The organism is Leifsonia sp. RCC_180 (genome assembly GCF_058138205.1).
The window spans coordinates 2,863,678-2,885,361 of the sequence record NZ_CP200340.1 but is presented as its reverse complement, the minus strand read 5'-3'; the positions used below and the strand labels follow the sequence as shown (position 1 = coordinate 2,885,361).

General features: G+C 68.2%; 22 protein-coding genes. 11 read left to right on the top strand and 11 right to left on the bottom strand.

The window, feature by feature from the left end:
• Together AB7E03_RS14230 and AB7E03_RS14225 are read right to left on the bottom strand one after the other, a co-directional pair.
• Nucleotides 1-618, bottom strand: coding sequence for a TlpA family protein disulfide reductase (locus tag AB7E03_RS14230; RefSeq protein WP_489942005.1), 618 nt, complete (start codon nt 616-618; stop codon nt 1-3).
• The gene (locus AB7E03_RS14225) at nt 615-1,325 is read right to left on the bottom strand and encodes a histidine phosphatase family protein (protein ID WP_489942004.1); all 711 of its coding nucleotides are present in this window, start codon (nt 1,323-1,325) and stop codon (nt 615-617) included. Before AB7E03_RS14225 ends, AB7E03_RS14230 begins: the two co-directional genes overlap by 4 nt.
• Nucleotides 1,326-1,478: 153 nt before the next feature.
• Between AB7E03_RS14225 and AB7E03_RS14220 the strand changes: the two genes are divergently transcribed.
• Nucleotides 1,479-2,240 (top strand): JAB domain-containing protein, encoded by a 762-nt coding sequence (locus AB7E03_RS14220; protein WP_489942003.1) that lies wholly within the window; start codon nt 1,479-1,481, stop codon nt 2,238-2,240.
• Here the strand turns inward: AB7E03_RS14220 and aspS are convergent.
• Entirely contained in the window at nt 2,170-3,498 is a 1,329-nt protein-coding gene (aspS, locus tag AB7E03_RS14215) for an aspartate--tRNA(Asn) ligase (protein WP_489942002.1), read from the bottom strand. The genes AB7E03_RS14220 and aspS overlap by 71 nt on opposite strands.
• 64 nt (nt 3,499-3,562) lie before the next feature.
• On the opposite strand from aspS, the gene AB7E03_RS14210 reads away from it, so the two are divergent.
• Entirely contained in the window at nt 3,563-4,747 is a 1,185-nt protein-coding gene (locus tag AB7E03_RS14210; protein WP_489942001.1) for an acetyl-CoA C-acetyltransferase, read from the top strand.
• A gap of 38 nt (nt 4,748-4,785) precedes the next feature.
• Here AB7E03_RS14210 and AB7E03_RS14205 read toward each other — a convergent pair whose 3' ends face one another.
• Genes AB7E03_RS14205 through AB7E03_RS14195 form a run of 3 tightly spaced genes read right to left on the bottom strand, consistent with a single transcriptional unit; the run spans nt 4,786 to nt 8,442 of the window.
• Nucleotides 4,786-5,913 carry a bifunctional 2-methylcitrate synthase/citrate synthase gene (locus tag AB7E03_RS14205; RefSeq protein ID WP_489942000.1) on the bottom strand — a complete coding sequence of 376 codons (1,128 nt, stop codon included), beginning with the start codon at nt 5,911-5,913 and terminating at the stop codon, nt 4,786-4,788.
• Nucleotides 5,914-5,970: 57 nt separating this feature from the next.
• Complete coding sequence (gene prpB / locus AB7E03_RS14200; protein ID WP_441783071.1) at nt 5,971-6,870, bottom strand: methylisocitrate lyase; 900 nt, start codon at nt 6,868-6,870, stop codon at nt 5,971-5,973.
• Nucleotides 6,871-8,442: an MmgE/PrpD family protein gene (locus tag AB7E03_RS14195; RefSeq protein WP_489941999.1), complete on the bottom strand. Its 1,572-nt coding sequence runs from the start codon at nt 8,440-8,442 to the stop codon at nt 6,871-6,873. It abuts the gene before it with no gap.
• Between the two features lie 31 nt (nt 8,443-8,473).
• Here AB7E03_RS14195 and AB7E03_RS14190 point away from each other — a divergent pair, with 31 nt between their 5' ends.
• Nucleotides 8,474-9,112: a LysE family translocator gene (locus tag AB7E03_RS14190; protein ID WP_489941998.1), complete on the top strand. Its 639-nt coding sequence runs from the start codon at nt 8,474-8,476 to the stop codon at nt 9,110-9,112.
• Between the two features lie 32 nt (nt 9,113-9,144).
• Here AB7E03_RS14190 and AB7E03_RS14185 read toward each other — a convergent pair whose 3' ends face one another.
• Nucleotides 9,145-9,675, bottom strand: a complete 531-nt coding sequence (locus AB7E03_RS14185) for a YbhB/YbcL family Raf kinase inhibitor-like protein (protein WP_489941997.1) — start codon at nt 9,673-9,675, stop codon at nt 9,145-9,147.
• A 10-nt stretch (nt 9,676-9,685) separates the two neighbouring features.
• Nucleotides 9,686-10,462 (bottom strand): polyprenol monophosphomannose synthase, encoded by a 777-nt coding sequence (locus AB7E03_RS14180; RefSeq protein WP_489941996.1) that lies wholly within the window; start codon nt 10,460-10,462, stop codon nt 9,686-9,688.
• 153 nt (nt 10,463-10,615) lie between these two features.
• Between AB7E03_RS14180 and trhO the strand changes: the two genes are divergently transcribed.
• Together trhO and AB7E03_RS14170 are read left to right on the top strand one after the other, a co-directional pair.
• Nucleotides 10,616-11,503 (top strand): oxygen-dependent tRNA uridine(34) hydroxylase TrhO, encoded by an 888-nt coding sequence (gene trhO / locus AB7E03_RS14175; RefSeq protein ID WP_489941995.1) that lies wholly within the window; start codon nt 10,616-10,618, stop codon nt 11,501-11,503.
• Between the two features lie 105 nt (nt 11,504-11,608).
• A complete protein-coding gene (locus AB7E03_RS14170; protein WP_489941994.1) occupies nt 11,609-13,201 on the top strand; it encodes a cation:proton antiporter in 1,593 nt (530 codons plus the stop codon).
• 6 nt (nt 13,202-13,207) lie between these two features.
• On the opposite strand, the gene AB7E03_RS14165 is transcribed toward AB7E03_RS14170, so the two are convergent.
• Entirely contained in the window at nt 13,208-14,689 is a 1,482-nt protein-coding gene (locus AB7E03_RS14165; RefSeq protein ID WP_489941993.1) for an LssY C-terminal domain-containing protein, read from the bottom strand.
• 45 nt (nt 14,690-14,734) lie between these two features.
• Here AB7E03_RS14165 and AB7E03_RS14160 point away from each other — a divergent pair, with 45 nt between their 5' ends.
• The 3 genes from AB7E03_RS14160 (at nt 14,735) to AB7E03_RS14150 (ending at nt 17,025) form a co-directional block, all read left to right on the top strand.
• Nucleotides 14,735-15,511 (top strand): isocitrate lyase/PEP mutase family protein, encoded by a 777-nt coding sequence (locus tag AB7E03_RS14160; RefSeq protein ID WP_489941992.1) that lies wholly within the window; start codon nt 14,735-14,737, stop codon nt 15,509-15,511.
• A 28-nt stretch (nt 15,512-15,539) separates the two neighbouring features.
• On the top strand, nt 15,540-16,562 hold the full coding sequence (locus AB7E03_RS14155) for an MDR family oxidoreductase (RefSeq protein ID WP_489941991.1): 1,023 nt from the start codon (nt 15,540-15,542) through the stop codon (nt 16,560-16,562).
• Between the two features lie 64 nt (nt 16,563-16,626).
• Nucleotides 16,627-17,025: a DUF1304 domain-containing protein gene (locus AB7E03_RS14150; protein WP_489941990.1), complete on the top strand. Its 399-nt coding sequence runs from the start codon at nt 16,627-16,629 to the stop codon at nt 17,023-17,025.
• A 27-nt stretch (nt 17,026-17,052) separates the two neighbouring features.
• Here AB7E03_RS14150 and AB7E03_RS14145 read toward each other — a convergent pair whose 3' ends face one another.
• Nucleotides 17,053-18,279 carry an FAD-dependent oxidoreductase gene (locus AB7E03_RS14145; RefSeq protein ID WP_489941989.1) on the bottom strand — a complete coding sequence of 409 codons (1,227 nt, stop codon included), beginning with the start codon at nt 18,277-18,279 and terminating at the stop codon, nt 17,053-17,055.
• A 23-nt stretch (nt 18,280-18,302) separates the two neighbouring features.
• Here AB7E03_RS14145 and AB7E03_RS14140 point away from each other — a divergent pair, with 23 nt between their 5' ends.
• Nucleotides 18,303-18,692: a DUF1304 domain-containing protein gene (locus tag AB7E03_RS14140; protein ID WP_489941988.1), complete on the top strand. Its 390-nt coding sequence runs from the start codon at nt 18,303-18,305 to the stop codon at nt 18,690-18,692.
• Nucleotides 18,693-18,707: 15 nt separating this feature from the next.
• Here the strand turns inward: AB7E03_RS14140 and AB7E03_RS14135 are convergent, their stop codons facing one another.
• Nucleotides 18,708-19,094 (bottom strand): hypothetical protein, encoded by a 387-nt coding sequence (locus AB7E03_RS14135; protein ID WP_441783059.1) that lies wholly within the window; start codon nt 19,092-19,094, stop codon nt 18,708-18,710.
• 107 nt (nt 19,095-19,201) lie between these two features.
• On the opposite strand from AB7E03_RS14135, the gene AB7E03_RS14130 reads away from it, so the two are divergent.
• Both AB7E03_RS14130 and AB7E03_RS14125 read left to right on the top strand, forming a co-directional pair.
• Entirely contained in the window at nt 19,202-20,383 is a 1,182-nt protein-coding gene (locus AB7E03_RS14130) for an ROK family transcriptional regulator (RefSeq protein WP_441783058.1), read from the top strand.
• 138 nt (nt 20,384-20,521) lie between these two features.
• Entirely contained in the window at nt 20,522-21,640 is a 1,119-nt protein-coding gene (locus AB7E03_RS14125) for an ABC transporter substrate-binding protein (RefSeq protein ID WP_489941987.1), read from the top strand.
• The last annotated feature ends 44 nt before the right edge of the window (nt 21,641-21,684 follow it).

The window sequence follows — 21,684 nt, the reverse complement described above, 5'->3', positions numbered from 1 at the left end:
TCAGTTCTCGGCCACGGCGTCGGAGATGAGGGAGTCGAGGATGCTCTTGTCGGGGATGGCGCCCAGGATCCGGGCCGCGACGCGACCCTTCTTGTCGACCACCAGTGTCGTGGGCGTTGCTTTCGGCGGGACCGTCTTGCTGAAGGCGAGCAGGACGGATCCCGTGTCGCGGTCAAGTACCGAGGGGTACGTGACGCCCTTCTCCTTCTCGAAGCTCGCCGCCGTCTGCGCCGAGTCGTAGAGATTGACGCCGAGGAAGCCCACGCCCTGCGATGCGTACTTCCGGCTGAGCGACTCCAACGCGGGGGCCTCCACACGACAGGGCGGGCAGCCGGCGTACCAGAAGTTGACGACGAGGACCTTGCCCGCGAACTCACCGGAGGTGACCGTACTGCCGTCCTGCAGCTTGCCGGTGAAGGGGACGGGTTCGCCCCGATTGGCCGCGGCGAACTCGCTCACGGTCCCATCGCCGGCGATGTAGTTCTGGCCGCTGCCCGAGCGGTACTGCTTTGCCAAACTGTCGTCGGCCGTGCAGCCGGTCAGCGCGAGCGCGGTCGCGGCGACGAATGCGGCAACCGGCAGCAGGACGCGTGAGCGCACGCGGGAGACGCCGCTCATACGGCTCCCACATCGGTCGCGGACGCCTGCAGGCTGGCCGCGGGCTCGACGTAGCCGACTTCGATGAGGCGGCGGGATTCGGCCGTCCGCGCGGGACGATGCGTGGGATCGGCCGGCGCGTCCGCGTCGCCTGGTGCGAGCTCTCCGGGCTCGATGCGCTCGAAACTGGTGATGCTGGAGAGAGCGCAGCGTCGCTTGCGGGGATCGTGCGGGTAGCGCTCGCCCGCAACGGACAGGTGCGTGACCCAGATCGGAAGCTGGTGGCTGACGAGGATGACGTCGCCCGAGTCGACGGACTGGAAGGCGTCCTCCACGGCGGCGAGCATCCGCTGCTCGATCCTCGTGTACGCCTCGCCCCAGCTCGGCCGGAGCGGGTTGACCAGGTAGGGCCAGTAGACGGGGTTCCGGACGGCACGCTTCATACGGGTGCCCTCGAAACGGTTTGTGGGCTCCATGATGCGCTCTTCGGTCACCGGCTCGAGGCCGAAGGCCTCTGCGATCGGGGCGGCCGACTCGCGGGTGCGCTGGAGCGGCGAGACGCGCAATGCGGTGACCGGGCGGTCACGTGCGATCAGTTCGTCGGCTGCCGCCTGCGCCATCCGGTGGCCGAGTTTAGAGAGGCCGAAGCCCGGCAACCTGCCATACAGGATGCCGTCGGGGTTGAACACCTCGCCATGACGGACGAGGTGGACCTGGCTCGCTACCACGGCTCCAGTCTACGGAGGAGGTTCCCTTGAATTGACTGAGCGCCGGCGGGGGCTCGTGCTCGGCTGGTTCTCCACAGGCCGTCGGGACTTGCGGTTTTCCACAGATTGTCGCCACGGGCGATTGCGGATGCTGTCCCTGCCTAGTTTCGAGCCATGGCCGACGATGAAGAAGAGGACGTGGCTCTTGCGAACATCCCGAATCACGACCGTCCCCGCGAACGGATGCGTCGCCTGGGCGTCGGATCACTCACCGACGACGAGGTGCTCGCGCTCGTCCTCGGTTCGGGTCAGACCGGGCGAAGCGTCCTCGCGCTGGCGCGGTCGGTGCTGCGGAGGACCGGCGGCTTTCCCGGGCTCGCGACGATGGACTTCCCCCGGCTGGAACAGCTCCCGGGAGTAGGGCCGGCGACGGCCGGGCGCCTGGTCGCGATCATCGAGATCTGGCGGCGTGCAGGCGCCCCCTCCGCCTGGACTCGACTCGTCGACCACAAGTCGGTCGCCGCTGTCGTACGTCCCGAGTTGCTGCACCGCGACTCGGAACGCTTCGTCGTCATCGTGGCGGACCGCGCGGCCCGGCCGCTCGAACTCGTGCTCATGCGCGACGGCGGGGTGGATGAGACGAACGTCCAGCCGGCCGATGTGCTCCAGGCGGTGCTCACACGCGGCGGCAGGTCGTTCGCCGTGGCGCACAACCATCCGTCAGGCGTCCTGGACGCATCCGTCGCCGATCTCATGCTCACCCGCCGGCTCGACCAGTCGGCGGCGACGCTCGGCCTGCGCTTCCTTGGGCACATCCTCGTGGCGGGCGAGAGCTGGACGGCTCTGCCCACCAACGGATCCGGGACTACGGCGTCAGGCGCGTCGGGCCGCGGAAGAGGTACGTCGTCTCGCGGAGGTTCGACAGGTGCAGCATGAGCATGAGCACGCGGGCCAGGCCCATGCCGAAACCACCGTGCGGCGGGATGCCGTGCCGGAAGAACGCCAGCACGTCTTCGAGCTCCTCGACGGAGAGGCCCTTCTCGGTGGCCTGCTGCTCCAGGATGTCGACGCGATGCTCTCGCTGAGCACCGGTCGAGATCTCGACCCCGTTGAAGATGAGGTCGTAGCTGCGGGTGATCGACGGGTCCTCGGGATGACGCATGTGGTAGTACGGGCGGATGCTCGACGCGTAGTCCGTCAGGAAGACGAACTCGTGGTCGAAGGCCTCCTTCACATACGCGGAGATCTGGCGCTCGCCCTCCGGGTCCATGTCGTCGTCCGCACGCGGCACCTCGTAACCGCGCTCGGCGACGATGCGCTTCGCCTCCGCGAGCGGGATGCGGGGGAACGGCGTCGAGGGCACGGTGACCTCGACGCCGAACAGGCGCTCGATGTCCTCGCCGTGCTTCTCCTTGACCGCCGTGAAGCCGGCCACCAGGAGTTCTTCGTGGACCTTCATGACGTCTTCATGGCTATCGATCCAGCTGATCTCCGTGTCGACGCTGGTGAACTCGGTGGCGTGGCGGCTGGTGAAGCTGGGGTCAGCGCGGAACGCCGGACCAATCTCGAACACGCGGCCGAAACCGGCAGCCTGGGCCATCTGCTTGAAGATCTGCGGGCTCTGCGCCAGGTAGGCGGTCGTCTCGAAGTACGGCAGCTCGAACAGCTCCGCACGCGACTCGGAAGCCGAAGCCATGAGCTTGGGGGTGTGGATCTCGACGAACCCGTTGTCGACCCAGTACTGGCGGAGCGCGTGCTCGAAGGTCGTCTGCACCCGGAAGATGAGCGCGTGGCTCGGCTCGCGCAGGTCCAGGAAGCGCCAGTCCATGCGCTTGTCGATGCCGCTGTCGGCCGCGATAGGCGTCTCCGGGACTGCCGCCGTCTCGACCTCGAGCGACGACAGCCGGATCTCGATCCCACCGAGCTTCACCCGCTCGTCGTGTTTGAGCTCGCCGGTGGCGCGCACGAACGTGCCCTGCGAGAGGCCGGAGATGGTGACGGCCGGCTCGTCGGCGACGACCACGCCGTCCTCACCCACCGTTCGCGGGTTCACCAGCTGCACGGCGCCCGACTCGTCGCGGAGGACGACGAACTGCACCTTCTTCTGGTCGCGGACGGTCTCGACCCATCCAGCGACGCTCACGGGGCCGTCAGGGAGGGCGGCCAGGTCCTTGATCAAAACGCGTGCAGTCACGAGCCCCAAGCCTACCGGTGCGCTCGGTGTGAGAATGGAAGGACCAGGCACGAAGGAGTAGCCCATGAGTACCGACGACGTCGTCATCCTGTCCGCCGCCCGCACGCCACTAGGGAAGATCAAGGGCGCGCTCGCGTCGCTGACGGCAGTGCAGTTGGGGACGATCGCGCTGCAGAAGGCGCTCGAACGCTCGGGCCTCGGGCCCGAAGCCGTGGACACGGTGCTGTTCGGGCAGGTGCTGCAGGCGGGTGCCGGTCAGAACCCGGCGCGGCAGACCGCGATCGGCGCGGGCATCGGTTGGGATGTTCCCGCCACAACGATCAACAAGGTGTGCCTCTCCGGACTGGCCGCGGTGATCGACGCCGCACGACTGATCCGCACCGGCGAGGCGACGGTGGTCGTCGCCGGCGGCCAGGAGTCGATGACGAACGCGCCGCACATCCTCCCCGGTTCACGAATGGGGTGGAGCTATGGCTCCATCCAGGCGCTCGACTCCGCCGCGCACGACGGACTGACCGACGCTTTCGACGGAGTGTCGATGGGCGCCTCCACCGAGAGCTACACGGAGAAGCTCGGCCTGACGCGCGAAGCACAGGACGAATTCGCGGCGCGATCCCATCAGCGGGCCGGCGCGGCGGCAACGAACGGGGTGTTCGACGACGAGATCGCGCCCGTCACGATCCCTCAGCGGCGTGGCGAGCCCGTCGTGGTGAGCACCGACGAAGGAGTGCGGCCAGAATCCACGGCCGAGACGCTGAGCCGACTGCGGCCGAGCTTCGCGGAAGGGGGCACGCTGACCGCCGGGAACTCCTCGCCGCTGAGCGATGGAGCGGCAGCGCTCGTGCTGACCAGCCGGGAGAATGCGGAACGCCTGGGGCTCGACTGGCTCGCTCTGGTCGGGGCGAGCGGACAGGTCGCCGGGCCCGACAACTCCCTTCACTCCCAGCCGTCGCGCGCGATCGACGCGGCACTCCGGCGGGCGGGGTGGAGCGTCCCGGAGCTCGACCTGGTCGAGATCAACGAGGCGTTCGCCGCCGTCGCGCTGCAGTCGATGGCCGACCTCGGACTGGACGCCGAGCGGGTGAACCTGCACGGCGGGGCTATCGCTCTGGGGCACCCGATCGGCGCCTCGGGAGCACGGCTCGCCAGCCATGCAGCTCACGAACTCGCGCGTCGTGGTTCGGGTCGGGCGGCGGTCGCGCTATGCGGCGGCGGTGGGCAGGGGGATGCTCTGCTGCTCTATCGCTGATGCAGCGGATCCGGCTGGCTTGCCGGATCCGAGCAGCGCTAGCGCTCCAGGTGACGTTCCGTCGGACCGGTGTACTGCGACAACGGCCGGATCAGGGAGTTCGAGGCGTACTGCTCGAAGATGTGCGCGGTCCAGCCGGACACCCGGGCGGCGGCGAACAGCGGCGTGAACGTCTCAGTGTCGAACCCCATGAGGTTGTAGGCAGGGCCGGACGGGTAGTCGAGGTTCGGCTTGATGTTCTTGCGCTCCCCCATCGCGCTCTCGAGCGCGTCATAGAGGTCGAGCATGTCCTGCCGCTCGTAGTGCTCTGTGAGCGTGACCAGCGCCGCCCGCATGGTCGGCACGCGCGAGTCGCCGTTCTTGTAGACGCGGTGACCGAAGCCCATGATCTTGCGCTTCTCGGCGAGTGCGGAGTCCAGCCACTCGGCCGCACGGTCGGCCGAACCGATCTCGTCGAAGGCGTGCATCACGGCCTCATTGGCTCCGCCGTGCAGCGGCCCCTTGAGGGCTCCGATCGCTCCCGTCACTGCGGAGTAGACGTCCGACAGCGTCGACGCGATGACCCGAGCGGTGAAGGTGGAGGCGTTGAAGGAGTGCTCCGCGTACAAGACCAGGGAGACCCGGAAGGCGTCGACGACCACGTCGTCCGGCACCTCGCCGAAGGTCAGCCACAGGAAATTGCGCGAGTAGTCCAGGTCGTCGCGCGGCTCGACCGGCTCGAGCCCGCGCCTGCGGCGCTGGATATACGCAACGATCGTGGGCAGCTGAGCCAGCAGATAGATCGCGCGGCCTTCATTCAAGTCACGATCGAGGATGCCGTCGGTCTGCTGGAGCGTGGCGTCGAGACCCCCGAGCTGACTCACCGCGGTGCGCAGCGCATCCATCGGGTGGGCGGAGACGGGGATGTCATCGAGGGCACGTCGGGTGCGATCGTCGAGACGGCGGAGCGACCGTTCGAGCGATTCGAAGGCGGTGAGTTCCTCGGGCGTCGGGAGCTCACCGTGCCACAGCAGGTACGCGACCTCCTCGAACGAGCAGTACTGCGCAAGCTCCTGCACCGGGTAACCGCGATACAGCAACGAGTTCGTCTGCGGGTTCACCGAGGAGATGGTCGTCGTGTCGACGACGACTCCGGCGAGGCCCTTGTGGATCTCAGGGTCGGTCATGTGAGCTCCTTCGCTGCTGACAGGGTGGACACCGACGCGCGACGTCATCGGAGAGTTCTAGCGCCGCACCTCGAAGTTGTATACCGAGGTGTCGAAGGCGTTGTAGCCCTCGTAGTCAATCAGGTCGTACAGATCGGCGCGATGCTGCATCTCACCGAGCAGCGGCTTGAGCGACCCCTCGGCGAGAAGCTGGTCGAGGCCTCTCTCGGCGGCTCCCATCGCCAGCCGGAGGAGAGAGACGGGCCAGATGACAATGTTGACGCCGACGTCACGCAACTGGTCGACCGTGAAGAGGTCGCTCTTTCCGAACTCGGTCATGTTGGCGAGCATGGGCACGTCCACGGCGGCCCGCACGGCCTCGAACTCGGAGAGATCGGCCATGGCCTCCGGGAAGATCGCATCGGCGCCTGCATCGATGAGAGCTTTCGCACGATCGATCGCTGCATCCAGTCCCTCGACAGCTCGGATGTCGGTCCGGGCCATGATCAGGAGATTCGGATCGCGACGAGCATCGGCCGCTGCGCGGATCCGCTTGAGCGCCGTGTTCTCGTCGACGACCTGCTTGCCGTCGAGGTGCCCGCAACGCTTCGGGTTCACCTGGTCCTCGATATGCAGGCCCGCGACTCCGGCGTCCTCGAGCGCCTGGACGGTGCGGGCGACGTTCATCGGCTCTCCGAATCCAGTGTCCGCGTCGACCAACGCCGGGAGGTCGGTCATTCGGGTGATCTGCGCGGACCGACCGGCCACTTCGGTCTGCGTGGTCAATCCGATATCGGGCAGGCCCAACTCGGCGGAGAGCACCGCGCCCGAGATGTAGACGCCCTCGAAGCCCTTGCGCTCGATGAGGCGAGCGCTGAGGGGATTGAACGCGCCGGGCATGCGCACGAGCTCACCCGACGCAAGACGGGCGCGGAATGCCGCGCGCTTCTCGTGCGCGGGAACGGACGAATAGAGCATCTAGAAGAGTCCCTTCGGCGCGGGCGAAGCGGCGAGCAGGCCGGGACGCGCGGTGATGGTCAAGCCGCCCAGTTCGGCGGCGTTCAGGTCGGGAAGCCGTTCGGCCAGCGCGAGGAAGCGCTCGATCTCGTCGGCCTCCAGCACGCCTGCCGCGAGCGTCCGGAACTTCGCGATGTAGTCCTCACGTGCGAAGGGCCGAGCCCCAAGCGGGTGCGCGTCGGCCACGGCGACCTGGTCCTCGATGACACGGCCGTCGGCCAGACGGATCTCGACGCGACCGCCGAACGCCTTCTCGGCGGGGTCGGTCGAATGGTAGCGCCGCGTCCATTCCGCCTCCTCCGTGGTGGTCACCTTGCCCCACAGCTCCACAGTGTCCGGGCGGGCGGCCCGAGCGGGCAGGTACGACTCCACGTGGTGCCAGCCCCCGTCCTGCAGCGCCACCGTGAAGATGTACGGGATGCTGTGATCGAGGGTCTCGCGCGACGCCGTCGGGTCGTACTTCTGCGGGTCGTTGGCGCCCGAACCGATGACGAAGTGCGTGTGATGCGAGGTGTGGATCACGATGCTCTCGACGCGCGACGGATCGGCCACCTCGGGATGCTGCCGGTGGAGTCTGCGGGCCAGGTCGATCCACGCCTGGGCCTGGTACTCGGCGGAATGCTCCTTCGTATACGAGTCGAGGATCGCCCGCTTCGGCTCGCCGGCCACCGGGAGCGGGACATCGTACGAGGCGCCCGGGCCGTCCAGCATCCAGGCGATGACGCCGTCCTCGCCTTCGTAGATCGGAGTCGGGCTCGTCTCACCGCGCAAGGCACGGTCGATCGCCTCGACGGCCATCTTCCCGGCGAAGGCGGGGGCGTGCGCCTTCCAGCTCGAGATCTCACCCTTGCGGGACTGCCGCGTCGCGGTCGTGGTGTGGAGTGCCTGCCCGATGGCTTGGTAGATCGTCTCGGGGGGAAGCCCGAGCAGGGTGCCGATGCCGGCCGCCGCCGACGGACCCAGGTGGGCGACGTGGTCGATCTTGTGGCGGTGCAGGCTGATCGCGCGGGCGAGATCGATCTGGAGTTCGTATCCCGTCGCGATGCCGCGAACGAGATCCCTCCCGGTCGGCCCGTACGCGCGAGCGGCGTGCTGCGCGACCGCGGTGATCGGAGGGATGTTGTCTCCCGGGTGCGAATACTCCGCCGCCAGGAAGGTGTCGTGATAGTCCAGCTCCCGCACCGCGACACCGTTCGCCCACGCGGCCCACTCCGGGGAGACGCGAACGGACGGCTTCTCGCCGAAGACCGTCGAGCCGTCCTGGGGGTGCTCCACCGTCTCGGTCAGCTCGGCCAGCTGGCGCACCGGAATCGGGTGTGCCAGGGCCTGAGCCCGGGCCGAGATCACGGGCCGACGCGTCAGGGAAGCCGCTGCGACAGCCGCGTTGTCGATCACGCGATTGATCACCATCTCGGTGACGTCCGCATCCACTTCGACTGGGTCGGCGGCGACCTCCGCCATCTTCCATGCGAGTTGGTCCTGGCGGGCGAGATTCTCGTCGCTGCGGTGCACACGAACGTTGTGGAGCTTCACGTAACGAACCTACCTCCCCTACGCTCAGCGCATGGTTCCCGGTCCCTCCCTGCTCGCCTTCGCACTCGCCTCCGTCGCGCTCATCGTCATTCCCGGACCGAGCGTGCTCTTCGTCATCGGCCGTTCCCTGGCGCTCGGGCGGCTCGGCGGGCTGCTCAGTGTCCTCGGGAACGCGCTCGGGATGCTGCCTCTGGTGATCGCGGTGGCGCTGGGCATCGGTGCGGTGGTCGCACAGTCGCTCGTCGTGTTCACGATCATCAAGTTCGCTGGTGCCGGCTACCTGATCTACCTCGGAATTCAGGCGATCCGGCATCGTCGGCACACTGCCGTCACACACGAGGCGACGCCGCCACGGCGATCATGGCTGCGCATCCTCAGCGAAGGGTTCGTGGTCGGCCTGACCAACCCGAAGTCGCTGGTGTTCTTCGTGGCCGTGCTCCCGCAGTTCGTCGACTACCACGCGGGCGCGATCCCCCTCCAGCTGTTCGAGCTGGGAACGGTCTTCCTGCTGCTGGCACTCACATTCGACAGCGTGTGGGCGCTCGCCGCAGGGACGGCGCGCCAGTGGTTCGGACGGTCACCCAAGAGGGTGGAGCGGCTCGGTGCCACAGGAGGTGTGCTGATGATCGGGCTCGGCGGGGTGCTCGCCTTCACCGGCGTCAAGCACTGACGCCGGCGACAGGCACTGAATCCGGCGCCGGATCAGATGTCGCCGTCCGTGGCGACCGTCGAGATCACCGCCCGGGCGAGGGTGTGGAAGTGCGCGTTGAAGCCCAGGACGGCGGGCGTCGACTCCGGGTCCAGGTCCAATCGCTCGACATCGAGCGCGTGGACGACGATGTCGTAGCGGTGCGTGCCCGTGCCGGCCGGAGGCTCCGCCCCCGTGAAGCTCTTCGAGCGCATCTCGTTGGAGAGCATGGATGCACCCTCAGGCAGGCCGGTACCGCCCTCGGCACCCGCATTCGAGGCGAGGCTCGTGACGGAGGAGGAAATGTTGTACACGGCCCAGTGCCAGAACCCGGAACCGGTGGGCGCATCCGGGTCGTGGATCGTCACGGCAAAACTCTTCGTCTCGGCGGGGAAACCGGTCCACGACAACTGAGGCGAGACATCGCCACCGCCCGAACTCGACGCCCACTGCTCTCGGGAGAACCGGTCGCCGTCGGCGAAGTCGTCGCTGGACACGGTGAAGAGAGGAACAGCGCCGAAGCGCTCGAAAGGATCGTTTGCCATGCCACTCACGCTACGCCCGGCGGATGGGCTCCACCTCGGCCGGCGTCGGGCGCCTGCGGAACCGGTGCGGAAGCCCGGCGAGTCCCCATAGCGTGACGCGAAGCATGGCTTCCACGACAATGCCGCCACCCATCTTCGAGGCACCGCGCTCCCGCTCCACGAACGTGATGGGCACCTCGACGATGGAGAGACCGGCATCGTACGCGCGCCGCGTCATGTCGATCTGGAAGCAGTACCCCTGACTCTCCGTGCGCTCGAAATGGAGTCGTCGCAGCGCGTCAGCGGTGAAGGCGCGGTAGCCGCCGGTCACATCGCGCACCGGAAGCCCGAGGGCGATGCGCGAATAGGCGCTGCCGCCCCGGGAGATCAGCCGTCGCCGCGCAGGCCAGTTCACGACCCCGCCGCCGTCGACCCAGCGGGAACCCAGCACGACGTCCGCGCCATCCGGAGAATCGACGGATCGGAGCGCGCCCAGAAGTGCGGGCAGCTGCTCGGGCTGGTGAGAGCCGTCCGCATCCATCTCGACGATCGCGTCATAACCGGCGTCGAGCGCCTGACGCATCCCGGCGCGGTAGGCCGCGCCCAGGCCCTCCTTACCGGACCGGTGCAGGACGCTGACGTTCTCGTCGGTCGCGGCGAGCGCATCCGCGATTTCGCCTGTGCCGTCGGGGGAACCGTCGTCGACGATGAGCACCTCGGCTTCGGGAACCGATGCGCGGAGGCGTCCCACAATCGAGCCGATGTTTTCGCGTTCGTTGTAGGTCGGGATGATGACCAGGGTTCGCAACAACCCGCCCTTCTGTCACGGGGACGTGCCCCGGGGAACGCATAGACCTTGTCCCACCTGCCTGAACGGGAGGCGAACAAAGCTTCCTGCGCTCACATCGTTCACCATCCTACGATCGGCGCCGATCGGGAAGCACTCGCCTACGATGAGGCGGTGGCCGTCCCAAAAGTGCTCCTCTTCTACGTGTTCGCGCCGCTCGCGGACCCCGAGGCGATCCGTCTGTGGCAGCGCGAACTCTGTGAACGACTGGGGTTGCGCGGCCGGATCCTGCTCTCCGAACACGGCATCAACGGAACGCTGGGCGGTGAACTCGACGCGCTGAAGCGGTACCTGAGGGTCACCAAGGAGTACACGCCGTTCCGGCAGCTCGACGCCAAATGGAGCGAGGGTTCCGGCCTGAATGCGGACAACACCAGCACGGACTTTCCGCGACTCTCAGTGAAAGTACGGGACGAGATCGTCTCGTTCGGTGCCCCCGACGAATTGGTCGTCGACGAGAACGGCGTCTCGGGAGGCGGCATGCGGCTCGCGCCCGAGGAACTCCACGCCCTGGTCGAAGAGCGTGAAAATGTGGTGTTCTTCGACGGCCGCAACCCGTTCGAGGCCGGCATCGGGCGCTTCCGGGACGCCGTGGTGCCCGACGTCTCGACCACCCGGGACTTCGTCGCCGCTCTCGACAGCGGGGCGTACGACCATTTGAAGGAGAAGCCGGTCGTCACGTACTGCACCGGGGGGATCCGGTGCGAGGTGCTGTCGTCGCTCATGCGCACGCGCGGCTTCCAGGAGGTGTACCAGCTCGAAGGCGGCATCGCGCGCTACGGCGAGACGTATGGCGACGACGGGCTGTGGGAGGGTTCCCTCTATGTCTTCGACGGCCGCGGAGCCGTGACCTTCAGCGACCACGCCGCCGTGCTCGGCCGCTGCGTGGCCTGTGGCGCGGAGACCAGCAGGATGCGGAACTGCGTCGACCTCGCCTGTCGCGAGCAGTTGGTGGTCTGCGAGGACTGCGATTCGGCGGCCTGCGCCGCCCATGCCGCATAAGTCCATCGACGTCCGCTGGACGACAATCGTCCACATCGCGGAGAGCGAACGCGTTTTCCACCGTCCCGCGGGAAACCTTGGCGGGGTGTTCGCGTTGCCGCCATCATGAACAGCATGGATCCGGTCACCACAATCGTCTGGATCGTGTCGTTCGTTGTCGTCACGGTCGCGGTCACCGGCCTGTCCCGGAGGGTGGGCTGGTCGGCGCCGGTGGTGCTCGTCTTCGTGGGAGCGGCCGCTTCCTTCGTGCCGGGCGTCCCAGAGGTCGCCCTCGAGCCGGAGGTGGTGCTGTTCGGGCTGCTGCCGCCTTTGCTTTTCGCAGCAGCGATACAGACCTCGATCGTGGACGTGCGCGCGAGGCGCGACGGCATCCTGCTCCTTTCGGTCGGGCTCGTGGCCTTCACCGTCATCGTGGTGGGTTTTGCCACCTACCTGGTTGTGCCGGCGATCACCCTCGCGGCGGCCTTCGCCTTCGGCGCGGTCGTCGCACCCACCGACACGGTGGCCGTCAAGGCGGTCGCCGGCCGGGTCAAGTTGCCCCGCCGACTCGTGACGGTGCTGGAAGGCGAGAGCCTGCTCAACGACGCGACCGCCCTGGTCGCTCTCAACGCGAGCATCGCCGCCATTGTCAGCATCGTGAACCCGGTGGCGGTCGGCGCCGACTTCGTGCTCGCGGTCGTCGTCGGCATCGGTGTCGGGCTCGTCGTCGGGTTCGTGCTCGCCACCATCCGCAAGCAGTTGCGCTCCCCGGTGCTCGACACCTCGCTGGCGCTCGTCACGCCCTACATCGCCTTCATTCCGTCGCAGCTCCTGCACGGATCCGGCGTGCTGGCCGTCGTGGTCGCCGGGCTCTATCTCGGGTACCGCTCCCCCACGATCCAGACCGCCGAAGCGCGCATCGCCGAGACCATCAACTGGCGGACGGTCAGCTTCCTGCTCGAGAACGCGGTGTTCCTCTTCATCGGGCTGGAGCTGCGGTCTATCCTCACCGGAGCCTTCTCGTCCGGCATCACGGTTCCGCAGACCATCGTCATCAGCATCGTGGTGCTGCTCGCCATCTTCCTGGCCCGCTTCCTGTGGATGGTCGGCACGACCACGCTGTACCGCTACGGGCCTCAGCGGCTCCGAGAACGCGGGTGGAACTGGCCGACGGGCATCGCGGTCTCCTTCGCGGGGATCCGGGGCGTCGTCACCCTCGCGGCGGTCTTCCTGCTGCCGGCACAGACGCCGCATCGCGAATTTCTGCAGTTCCTCGCGTTCGTCGTCGTGGTGGCCACCCTGCTCGAAGGCCTCGCGCTGCCCTGGATCATCCGCAAGCTGAAGCTGCCGCCACCGGACTTCGCTCAGGAGGCGAGCGAGATGCAGCGCCTGCTGGCGGAAGCGCAATCGGCGGGGCTGGAGCACCTCGAGTCGCAGGTCACCGGCGACGAGGACGAGCGGGTGATCCAGCGGTTGCGCCTGAACGCGCTGTTCCTCTCCGACGCGCTCGAGAATCCGTCGCCCGACGAGCGCGCGGACCTGCCGCTGGAGTATCGGAAGCTGCGCCGGACGATGATCGTCGCGGAGCGGCAGGCCGTGCTCGAGGCGCGGGCGGAAGGCCGCTACCAGGAGCCGGCCGTGCGATCCGTGCTCGCGTTCCTCGACGCGGAAGAGTCCGCGCTGAAGGCGGGCGGCGTCGATGGGAAGAAGCTCATGTAGGCGGGTTCAGCGCAGTGTGTCGTCGGCGGGGGCGTCGCCAACTGGGAGTCGCACCGGGCTTCGCGGCGACGCGGACGGCGCCGCGGCCTCGGTGGGCGCAGGCGACCCGCCCGCCGCGACCTCACGCACCCGAGGCCGACCACGCGCCCCTGTTCGCGGCCGCCGCGCCCAGATGCGCGACCTCTTCGACGACAGCGCCAGAACCACGAGGATGTCGAGAGACAGCCCCAGCAGGTTGTTCTTCAGCGAGATCTGCGGACCTCCGTTGAAGAAGTCGATGGCCGAGATCACGATGATGAGGCTGCTGTACGACATCGCCGCGATGCGGGCCCAGTTGCTGCCGAAGAACACCAGCAGGGCGAGCAGGAAGTAGAGGATCAGCCCGGCGCCGAAGAGACCCATGGCGATACCCAGCACGAGACCGACCGTGCTCTGCTCGTCCGGCGTGACCGCGCCGGCGGTCTCCTGCGACAGGACGAAGCGCTGCCAGTCGAGCAGGTTCAGTGCGATATACCCGGCACCGGCCGCGACCCGGAAAGCCATGAGGAGCGCACCCAGAGCGGTCGGCACCGGGCGACGCTCCGCCAACTCCAGCCGACGCGCCTCGGCATCCGCCGCGACCGTCACTCCCTGCGCATCCACCGCCACCTTCGTCAGGTCGAGCACCGGAAGGTCCCCATCCGTCTCGATGGTGTCCCCGCCGCCGTTGCGCGAGTGATAGCCCGTCGAGAAGTCGCGGATCACCGAGACGCCGACGCCCACGTCCGCATCCATCAGGGTGGTGACGATGTGGTCGCGCTCGATGTCGGTGTTCGCGTCGATCTTGTGCGTGATCTGCAGGGTGAACAGCGAGAACCCGACCGTGCGGTCGAAGGTTCCGGCGGCCAGCCACTCCGCCCGATGGCCTCCGGGCAGCAGCCAGCCTTCCGGGCAGCGCCAGAACCGAACGTGGTGCCGCTTCGCCGGATTGCCCTTCACCTCCTGCTGGTACGCCACATCCTGCTGGTGACCGAACAGGAACAACGGGCTGACCGGCGCTTCGTCGTAACTCCGCCGAAGAAGCGTCGAACCGATGATGCGCCCGCTCGATCGCGCGGTGATGTCGTCGGCCCGCGTCCACCCCGCCTCCCGCATGGCGTGGTCCAGCTGCGCCTCGGAGCCCAGCAGAGCCAGGTTGATGGGATCGCCGAGAAGCCCATCGCTGGTGCGCGCGCGTCCGATGAAGTAGTCGGGGACGTAGATCTCGGTCAGGATGCGGTGCAGCCTCGGCAGCACCAGGTAGGCGAGCACCACCCAGAACAGCACGAAGAAGAGGACGAGGTACCAGCCCCACTCGAAGCTCTCGGTGAGGACGAGCCAGGCCAGCCAGATGGCGGCGACCCCGCCGAAGATGAAGAACAGGTAGTCGACGACGGTGCTCGCAGACGCGCGGGGCACCACCGCCGAACGGCTCTTCGGCACCTCCTGCGGTCCCCCCGTGCGGGCCATGCCGCCATCCTAGAGCGGCAGCGGCCCGCGCCCTAGGGTGGGCACATGACCAGCATCCAGGACCGCGGCGAAGAACTGCGCCGTCTGCACGACGCACCCGAACTCCTCCAGGTCGTCAACGTGTGGGACGCGATCAGCGCGCGCGTCGTCGCCGACCTCCCCGACACCCGCGCGCTCGCCACCGCCAGCCACTCGATCGCCGCCACCTTCGGGTACGAGGACGGCGAGAAGATCCCTCTCGACCTCATGTTGGACATGGTCGGGCGGATCGCTGCGACGACCGACCTGCCGGTCAGCGCCGACCTGGAGAGCGGCTACGGCGACCCGGGCGAGACGATCCGCCGCGCGATCGGCGTCGGGGTCGTCGGAGCGAACCTCGAAGACGGGATGCGACCCTTCGAGGAGGCGGTCGGTGCTGTCCGTGCGGCGACCCGGGCGGCCGAGGCCGAGGGAGTCCCCTTCGCTCTCAACGCCCGTACCGACGTCTTCCTGCGCCAGTCGCCCTCCACCGACCAGGAGAACGCCGAGGAGGCCATCCGTCGCGGTCGCGCCTTCCTCGACGAGGGCGCGACCTGCGTGTTCGTGCCCGGACGGCTCGACGAACCGACGATCGAGCGGTTGGTCGGCGGACTCGGCGAGCGCAAGCTCAGCGTCATCGCAGTGCCCGGGTCGGTCCATCCGACACGGCTCCAGGCGCTGGGGGTCGCGCGCGCCTCCTACGGCCCGTGGACGCAGCGGGTCGCCCTCACCGCCCTCCGCAACACAGCGCTCGAGCTGTACGCCGGCGGGGTGCTGCCAGCGGGGACCGAGCAACTGAACTGAGCGATCCGGCCCGGCGTAGGGTGACGTCATGAGCGATTTCCGGGCGATCGTGATCGAGCAGCGGGTCGACAGTGGACGGGTCGCCGCTCACACCGCCGAGGTGCGCCGCGTCGACGACTCCTTCCTGATGCCCGGCGCGGTGACGATCGCCGTCGAGTTCTCCGACCTCAACTACAAGGACGGGCTCGCGATCGGCGGCCGTCCCGGTGTGGCACGCACCTCCCCTCTGATCCCGGGGATCGATGTGGTCGGCACGGTCGAGCTCTCCGAGGATCCGCGCTGGCAGCCGGGCGATCGGGTGGTCCTCAACGGCGCCGGGCTCGGCGAGTCGCATCACGGCGGGCTCGCGGAGAAGGCGCGGGTCGACGGCGACGCGCTGGTGCGCATCCCTGACTCGATCACGTCCGAGCAGGCGGCCGCGATCGGCACGGCCGGTTTCACGGCGATGCTCGCGGTGCTGGCGCTCGAACGCAACGGGGTCGACCCTGAGGAGGTGTCGGACAGCGGTCTCAGCATCCTCGTCACCGGAGCCTCGGGCGGTGTGGGCTCCGTCGCGGTCGCCCTCCTCGCGAAACTGGGTTACCCGGTCACAGCGTCCACCGGGCGAGTGGATGAGATGAGCGACTACCTGACGGACCTCGGCGCCACCGCGATCATCGATCGGTCGGAGCTGGATGCGCCGGGCAAGCCGCTCCAGTCACAGCGCTGGGCCGGCGTCGTCGACTCGGTCGGGAGCCAGACGCTCGCGACCGCCCTCGCGCAGACGCGGTACGGCGGGGTGGTCACCGCCTGCGGACTGGCGCAGGGGCCGGACCTCCCGGCGACAGTGCTGCCGTTCATCCTGCGTGCCGTCTCGCTCGTCGGGATCAACTCGGTCGAGGCGCCCGCGGCCCAGCGCGAGACCGCTTGGCGACGGCTGGCGACCGACCTCGATGAGGAGTCGCTCGCCGCGATGACCCGCTTCATCGCGCTCGCCGATGCCATCCCGGCGGCCGACGACATCCTCGCGGGCCGGCTGCGCGGACGCACGGTCGTGGACGTTCGAGCCTGAGCGCTGGAGCGCCTGGCCGCACGGCGCCGACGGCGGCAGCGGGCCGCGTCGGTATGCTGACGCCATGATCCTGCTCGCCACCATCGTGGTCACTCTCGCCGCCGCGCTCCACGTCGCCATCTTCTTCATGGAGAGCGTCGCCTGGACCCGCCCGACGGTGTGGCGGCGGTTCGGAGTCGCCAGTCAGGAGGCGGCCGACACGGTGCGACCCATGGCGTACAACCAGGGCTTCTACAACCTGTTTCTCGCGATCGGCGCGGTGGTCGGACTCATCCTCTACGCAGTGGGCCAGCACCCTGCGGGGCTCGCCCTGATCATCTTCACGACGGCCAGCATGATCGCGGCGGCCGTCGTGCTGGTGACCACCGGCCGCGGCTACCTGCGGCCCGCGCTCATCCAGGGCTCGCTGCCTCTGATCGGCCTGGCGCTGCTGCTCATCGGTCTGGCGACGGGCCAGCGCTGAGGGAGAACATCACCGCAGCACCCCCGCTCACCGCAGCTCGGGCGACACCGACTCCGGCCGCAACCCGCGGCCGATCAGCCGCGAACTCACCTGCTGAACGAGCGGTGTGCCCGCGGCGATGGCCAGCCGCAGCGCCGTCGGCAGCGTCTCCGGCAGGAGCCGCACCCCCTCCGGCCGAGTGATCGTTCGATGCGCGGCGAGCTGGATGCGCTGCATGGCGGCGACCGCGGGCATCCGCCGCCGTTGGATGCCGTCGAGCAGTCGAAGGTCGACCGTCTCCTCCGCCGAACGGAGGGTCGCCGTCAGCGCGTTCGCTGTCGCCACCGCATCCTGGACCGCGTAGTTCACGCCAACGCCGAACGCCGGCGACATGGCGTGCGCCGCATCCCCGATCGCGAGGAATCCGCGGCGGTACCAGCGAGGCAGCCGGTCGATCTGCACGCTGAGCAGCTTGACCTGATCCCAATCGGTGATCGTTTCGAGCGCCGACCGGAGGTGCGGCGCCGCATCGAGGACTGCCTGGCGGAAGGAGGCGAGACCGCTCAGCTGGAGCGCGTCGAACCCGCCCTTGGCGATGATGAGCCCGGCCTGCACGTAGTCGTCCCGCTCGATCGTCACGACCATCCCACCGCCTCCGACATACGCGAGAGTGTGCGGCGCGAGGTCCTCCGGCTTAGGGATGCGGAACCAGAGCACGTCGATCGGCACCCCGAAGCTGCGCGGCCGCAAGCCCGCCTGGGCCCGCAGCACAGAGGCACGGCCATCGGCCGAGACGACCAGGCGTCCACGCACCTCAAGCCGCCCGTCGGGTCCGTGCGCCACGACGCCGCGCACCGCGCCGTCCTCCCAGATCAGCTCGGTCGCTTCGGTCTCCATGAGCAGCCGGAAGTTGGGATGCTTCGCCGCTTCACCGGCGAGGAAGGTCAGGAAGTCCCATTGCGGGGCCAGCACCAGGAAATCGTCCGGCGGCGCGAGCCGGCCGAAGTCGATCGGGTGCAGCCGGTTGCCGTTGACCACCACGTCGAGCGTGCTGACGCTGGTGTGCGGCAGCCCGAGGAAGCGGTCGCGCAACCCGAGCTCTCCGAGCACGCCGATGGTGGAGGGATGGATGGTATCGCCCCGGAAGTCGCGGAAGAAGTCGGCGTGCTTCTCCAGCACCACCACATCCACCCCGTTGCGCGCGAGGATCAGGCCGAGCATCATCCCGGCCGGCCCGCCGCCTGCGATGACGCAGGTCGTATTCAGCGTCTCCATGCTGGGCAGCGTATCCTCCCGGCATGGCGATCATCGGCAGCGTTCTCATCGCTGCGGCGGCGATCATCCACGTGGTGTTCTTCGCGATGGAGAGCGTCCTGTGGTCCTCACCCGGCGTCTGGCGACGTTTCGGCGTCGCCTCACAGCGGGATGCGGACGCCGTGCGGCCGATGGCGTACAACCAGGGCTTCTACAACCTGTTCCTCGCAGGCGGCTCGGTCGTCGGCCTGCTGCTCTACTGGACGACGCTCCGCCAGGTCGGGTTCGGGCTGATCTTCTTCTGCGGCGTCTGCATGGTGCTGGCGTCGCTCGTGCTGCTGACGACCGGCCGCCGGCTCTGGGGTGCAGCGCTGCTGCAGGGCGCGGTGCCGCTGGCGGGGCTCATCCTGTTCGCGATCGCGGAGAGCGGCTGAGCGGCTGAGCCGGCTTCAGTCGATGATCTCGCCCTCGGCGGCGAGCTCGCTCCCGTCGACCCGGAGCGCTTCGACCAGCCGCGCGGCGTGCGGAGTCGACACGATGATGCGCGAGTACTCCTCGCCGTCGAGGTCGATGACCACTGCGGCGCGCTGCTTGCCCTTGATCAGAAGGAAGTCCTTGCCTCCGTGGAACTTCCATGTGCCGAGCGACAGCGTCAGCGGGACGGCGGCGCCTGGTGCGCGAATGCCGCGGATCCAGATCCACGGGTCCTCCGTGATCGCGACCGAGCGGATGCTGTCGCGCGGCACCAGCAGATCCTCCCGCTTCATGGCCAGCACCTTCTCGGCCCGCGTGAGGTGGATCTCCAGGCGGTCGGGGTGAACGTGCAGATCGGCCATGTCTCTATCCTGCCAAGCCGACTGCTCCAGCGGGTCATAGGAACCTCACAAACCCATTACTTTCCGTTGTGGAGGTGACCCATCCTCAGGCATGTATCCTTCTCGTCGTGGCAACGCAGCGACGAACTCCGGGTTCGCAGACTTCACTTCGTGAAGCCAACCGAGCCCGTATCGTCGACGCCATCAAGAAGCACGGCGGCCTGACGCAGGTCGAACTCGCGGGTGCGACGGGGCTCTCCCCCGCGACCGTTTCGAACATCGTCAAGGAACTGTCGACCTCGGGCGTCCTGCATACCGCGCAGAGCATCCGTTCCGGTCGGCGCGCCCAGCACGTCACCCTGGCACACGCGCTCGGGCTCGTCGTCGGCGTCCACTTCTCCACCCGCCACCTGCGAGTCGCGCTCGCCGACGTCGCACACACCGTCGTCGCCGAGAACCACATGCCGCTGGCGAAGGACCACCGCGCCGACAACGAGCTCGACAAGGTCTCGCTGCTGCTGAACGACATGCTGGAGTCGGTGGATGCGTCCCGCGACGACCTCTTGGCCGTCGGCATCGCCGTGCCCGCCCCCATCGACCGCGCGACCGGGACCATCGCGCGGAGCGGCATCATGCGCGGCTGGGACGGCGTCGTCATCGCCGACTCGATGGAACGCCGGATCAAGCGCCCGGTGTTCGTCGACAACTCCGCCAATCTCGGGGCCCTCGGCGAGTCCCGCTTCGGCGCCGGACGCGGCAAGCGCAACACGATCACCCTCGACATCGGCGACGGGATCGGCGCGGGGCTCATCCTGAACGGCCAGGTCTTCCGGGGCAACCACGGCATCGCCGGGGAGTTCGGTCACACCACGATCCGCGAGAACGGACCGCTCTGCCGCTGCGGCAATCGGGGCTGCCTGGAGGCACTGGCCGGTGGTCCCGCGATCATGGACGAACTTCGCGATCACCTCGGCAGCCTGAAGCTCGGCGACGTCGTGCTGCAGGCGATGGCCGGGGACGCGCGCTGCATCCGGGCGATCGCGGACGCCGGCCGCCATATCGGCGTCGCCACGGCGAACCTGTGCAACCTGATCGACCCGGAACGGGTGATCGTGGGCGGCGAACTGTCGCGCGCCGGCGAGCTCCTACTCGGCCCGCTGCGGCACGCGGTCGAACGCTCGATCATCGTCAACCCGGACCTGATGCCCGACATCGTCCAGGCCCAGCTCGGGATGCGCGCGGCCACCCTCGGGGCCGTGGCGTATGCCGTGGACTGCGTCTCGCTCTCCTCCGACGGCATCTCTTTCTGACGGCGCGGCGGCGTTGGCCCCCGAAGAGGTCCCGAACCGTTACCGAATCCGTTGGATTCAAGTCTTGACGCCAAAAGCCGCGACTGGGACACTCAACCCAGCCGCCAACGAAGGCGGTCCCGAATCGGAGGTTTTTCAATGAAGATCGCCACCACGAGAGCGGTCATCGCGTCGGCCGCGATCCTGCTCACAGCCGTCACCCTCACAGCGTGTTCGAACGGATCCGGAAACGGTTCGAGCGGCGGCAGCACCGCCGACTCCGCCAACGCGCAGATCGGCCTCCTCCTGCCCGACTCCGTCACCGCCCGGTACGAGGCGGCGGACAAGCCCTTCTTCGAGGCCAAGGTCAAGGAGCTCTGCTCCGGCTGCAAGGTCCTCTACGCGAACGCCGACGGCGACGCCAGCAAGCAGCAGCAGCAGGCGGAGTCCATGCTCACGCAGGGCGTCAAGGTCCTCGTCCTCGACCCGTTCGACGGCGAGGCAGCCGCATCCATCGTCGGTGAGGCCAAGGCCAAGAACGTTCCGGTCATCTCCTACGACCGCCTCATCAACAGCCCCGACAGCAACTACTACATCTCGTTCGACAACGAGAAGGTGGGCAAGCTGCAGGGCCAGGCACTCGTCGACAAGCTCAAGAAGGACAACGTTCCCTCGGGCGCCGGCATCCTGATGGTCAACGGTTCGCCGACCGACAACAACGCCACCCTCTTCAAGAAGGGCGCACACAGCGTCATCGACTCCAGCGGCTACAAGGTGCTGGCCGAGTTCGACACCCCAGGATGGGACCCGGCGAAGGCTCAGGACTGGGTGTCCGGCCAGGTCACGCAGTTCAAGGACCAGATCAAGGGTGTCTACGCGGCCAACGACGGCACCGGTGGCGGCGCCATCGCGGCCATGAAGGCTGCCAACCTCAGCCCGCTCCCGCCGGTGACCGGTCAGGACGCTGAGCTCGCGGGCATCCAGCGGATCCTCGCAGGCGACCAGTACATGACCGTCTACAAGGCCCTCAAGCCGGAGGCCGAGAAGGCGGCAGAGCTCGCCGTCGACCTCACTAAGGGCAACAAGCCCAAGGGTGACACGAAGGTGGACACCGCCGGTGGCGCGTCGATCGAGTCCTTCCTGCTGACCCCGGTGTCGGTCACGACGGACAACATCGAGAGCACTGTCGTCAAGGACGAGTTCTACGGCTCCGACTCGGCAGCCAAGATCTGCACGGCGGACTACAAAGCCGCCTGCGACAAGTACGGCATCAAGTAAAACCCGAGGAATCCCCCGGCCCGGGATGCGACCTCCGTCGACGA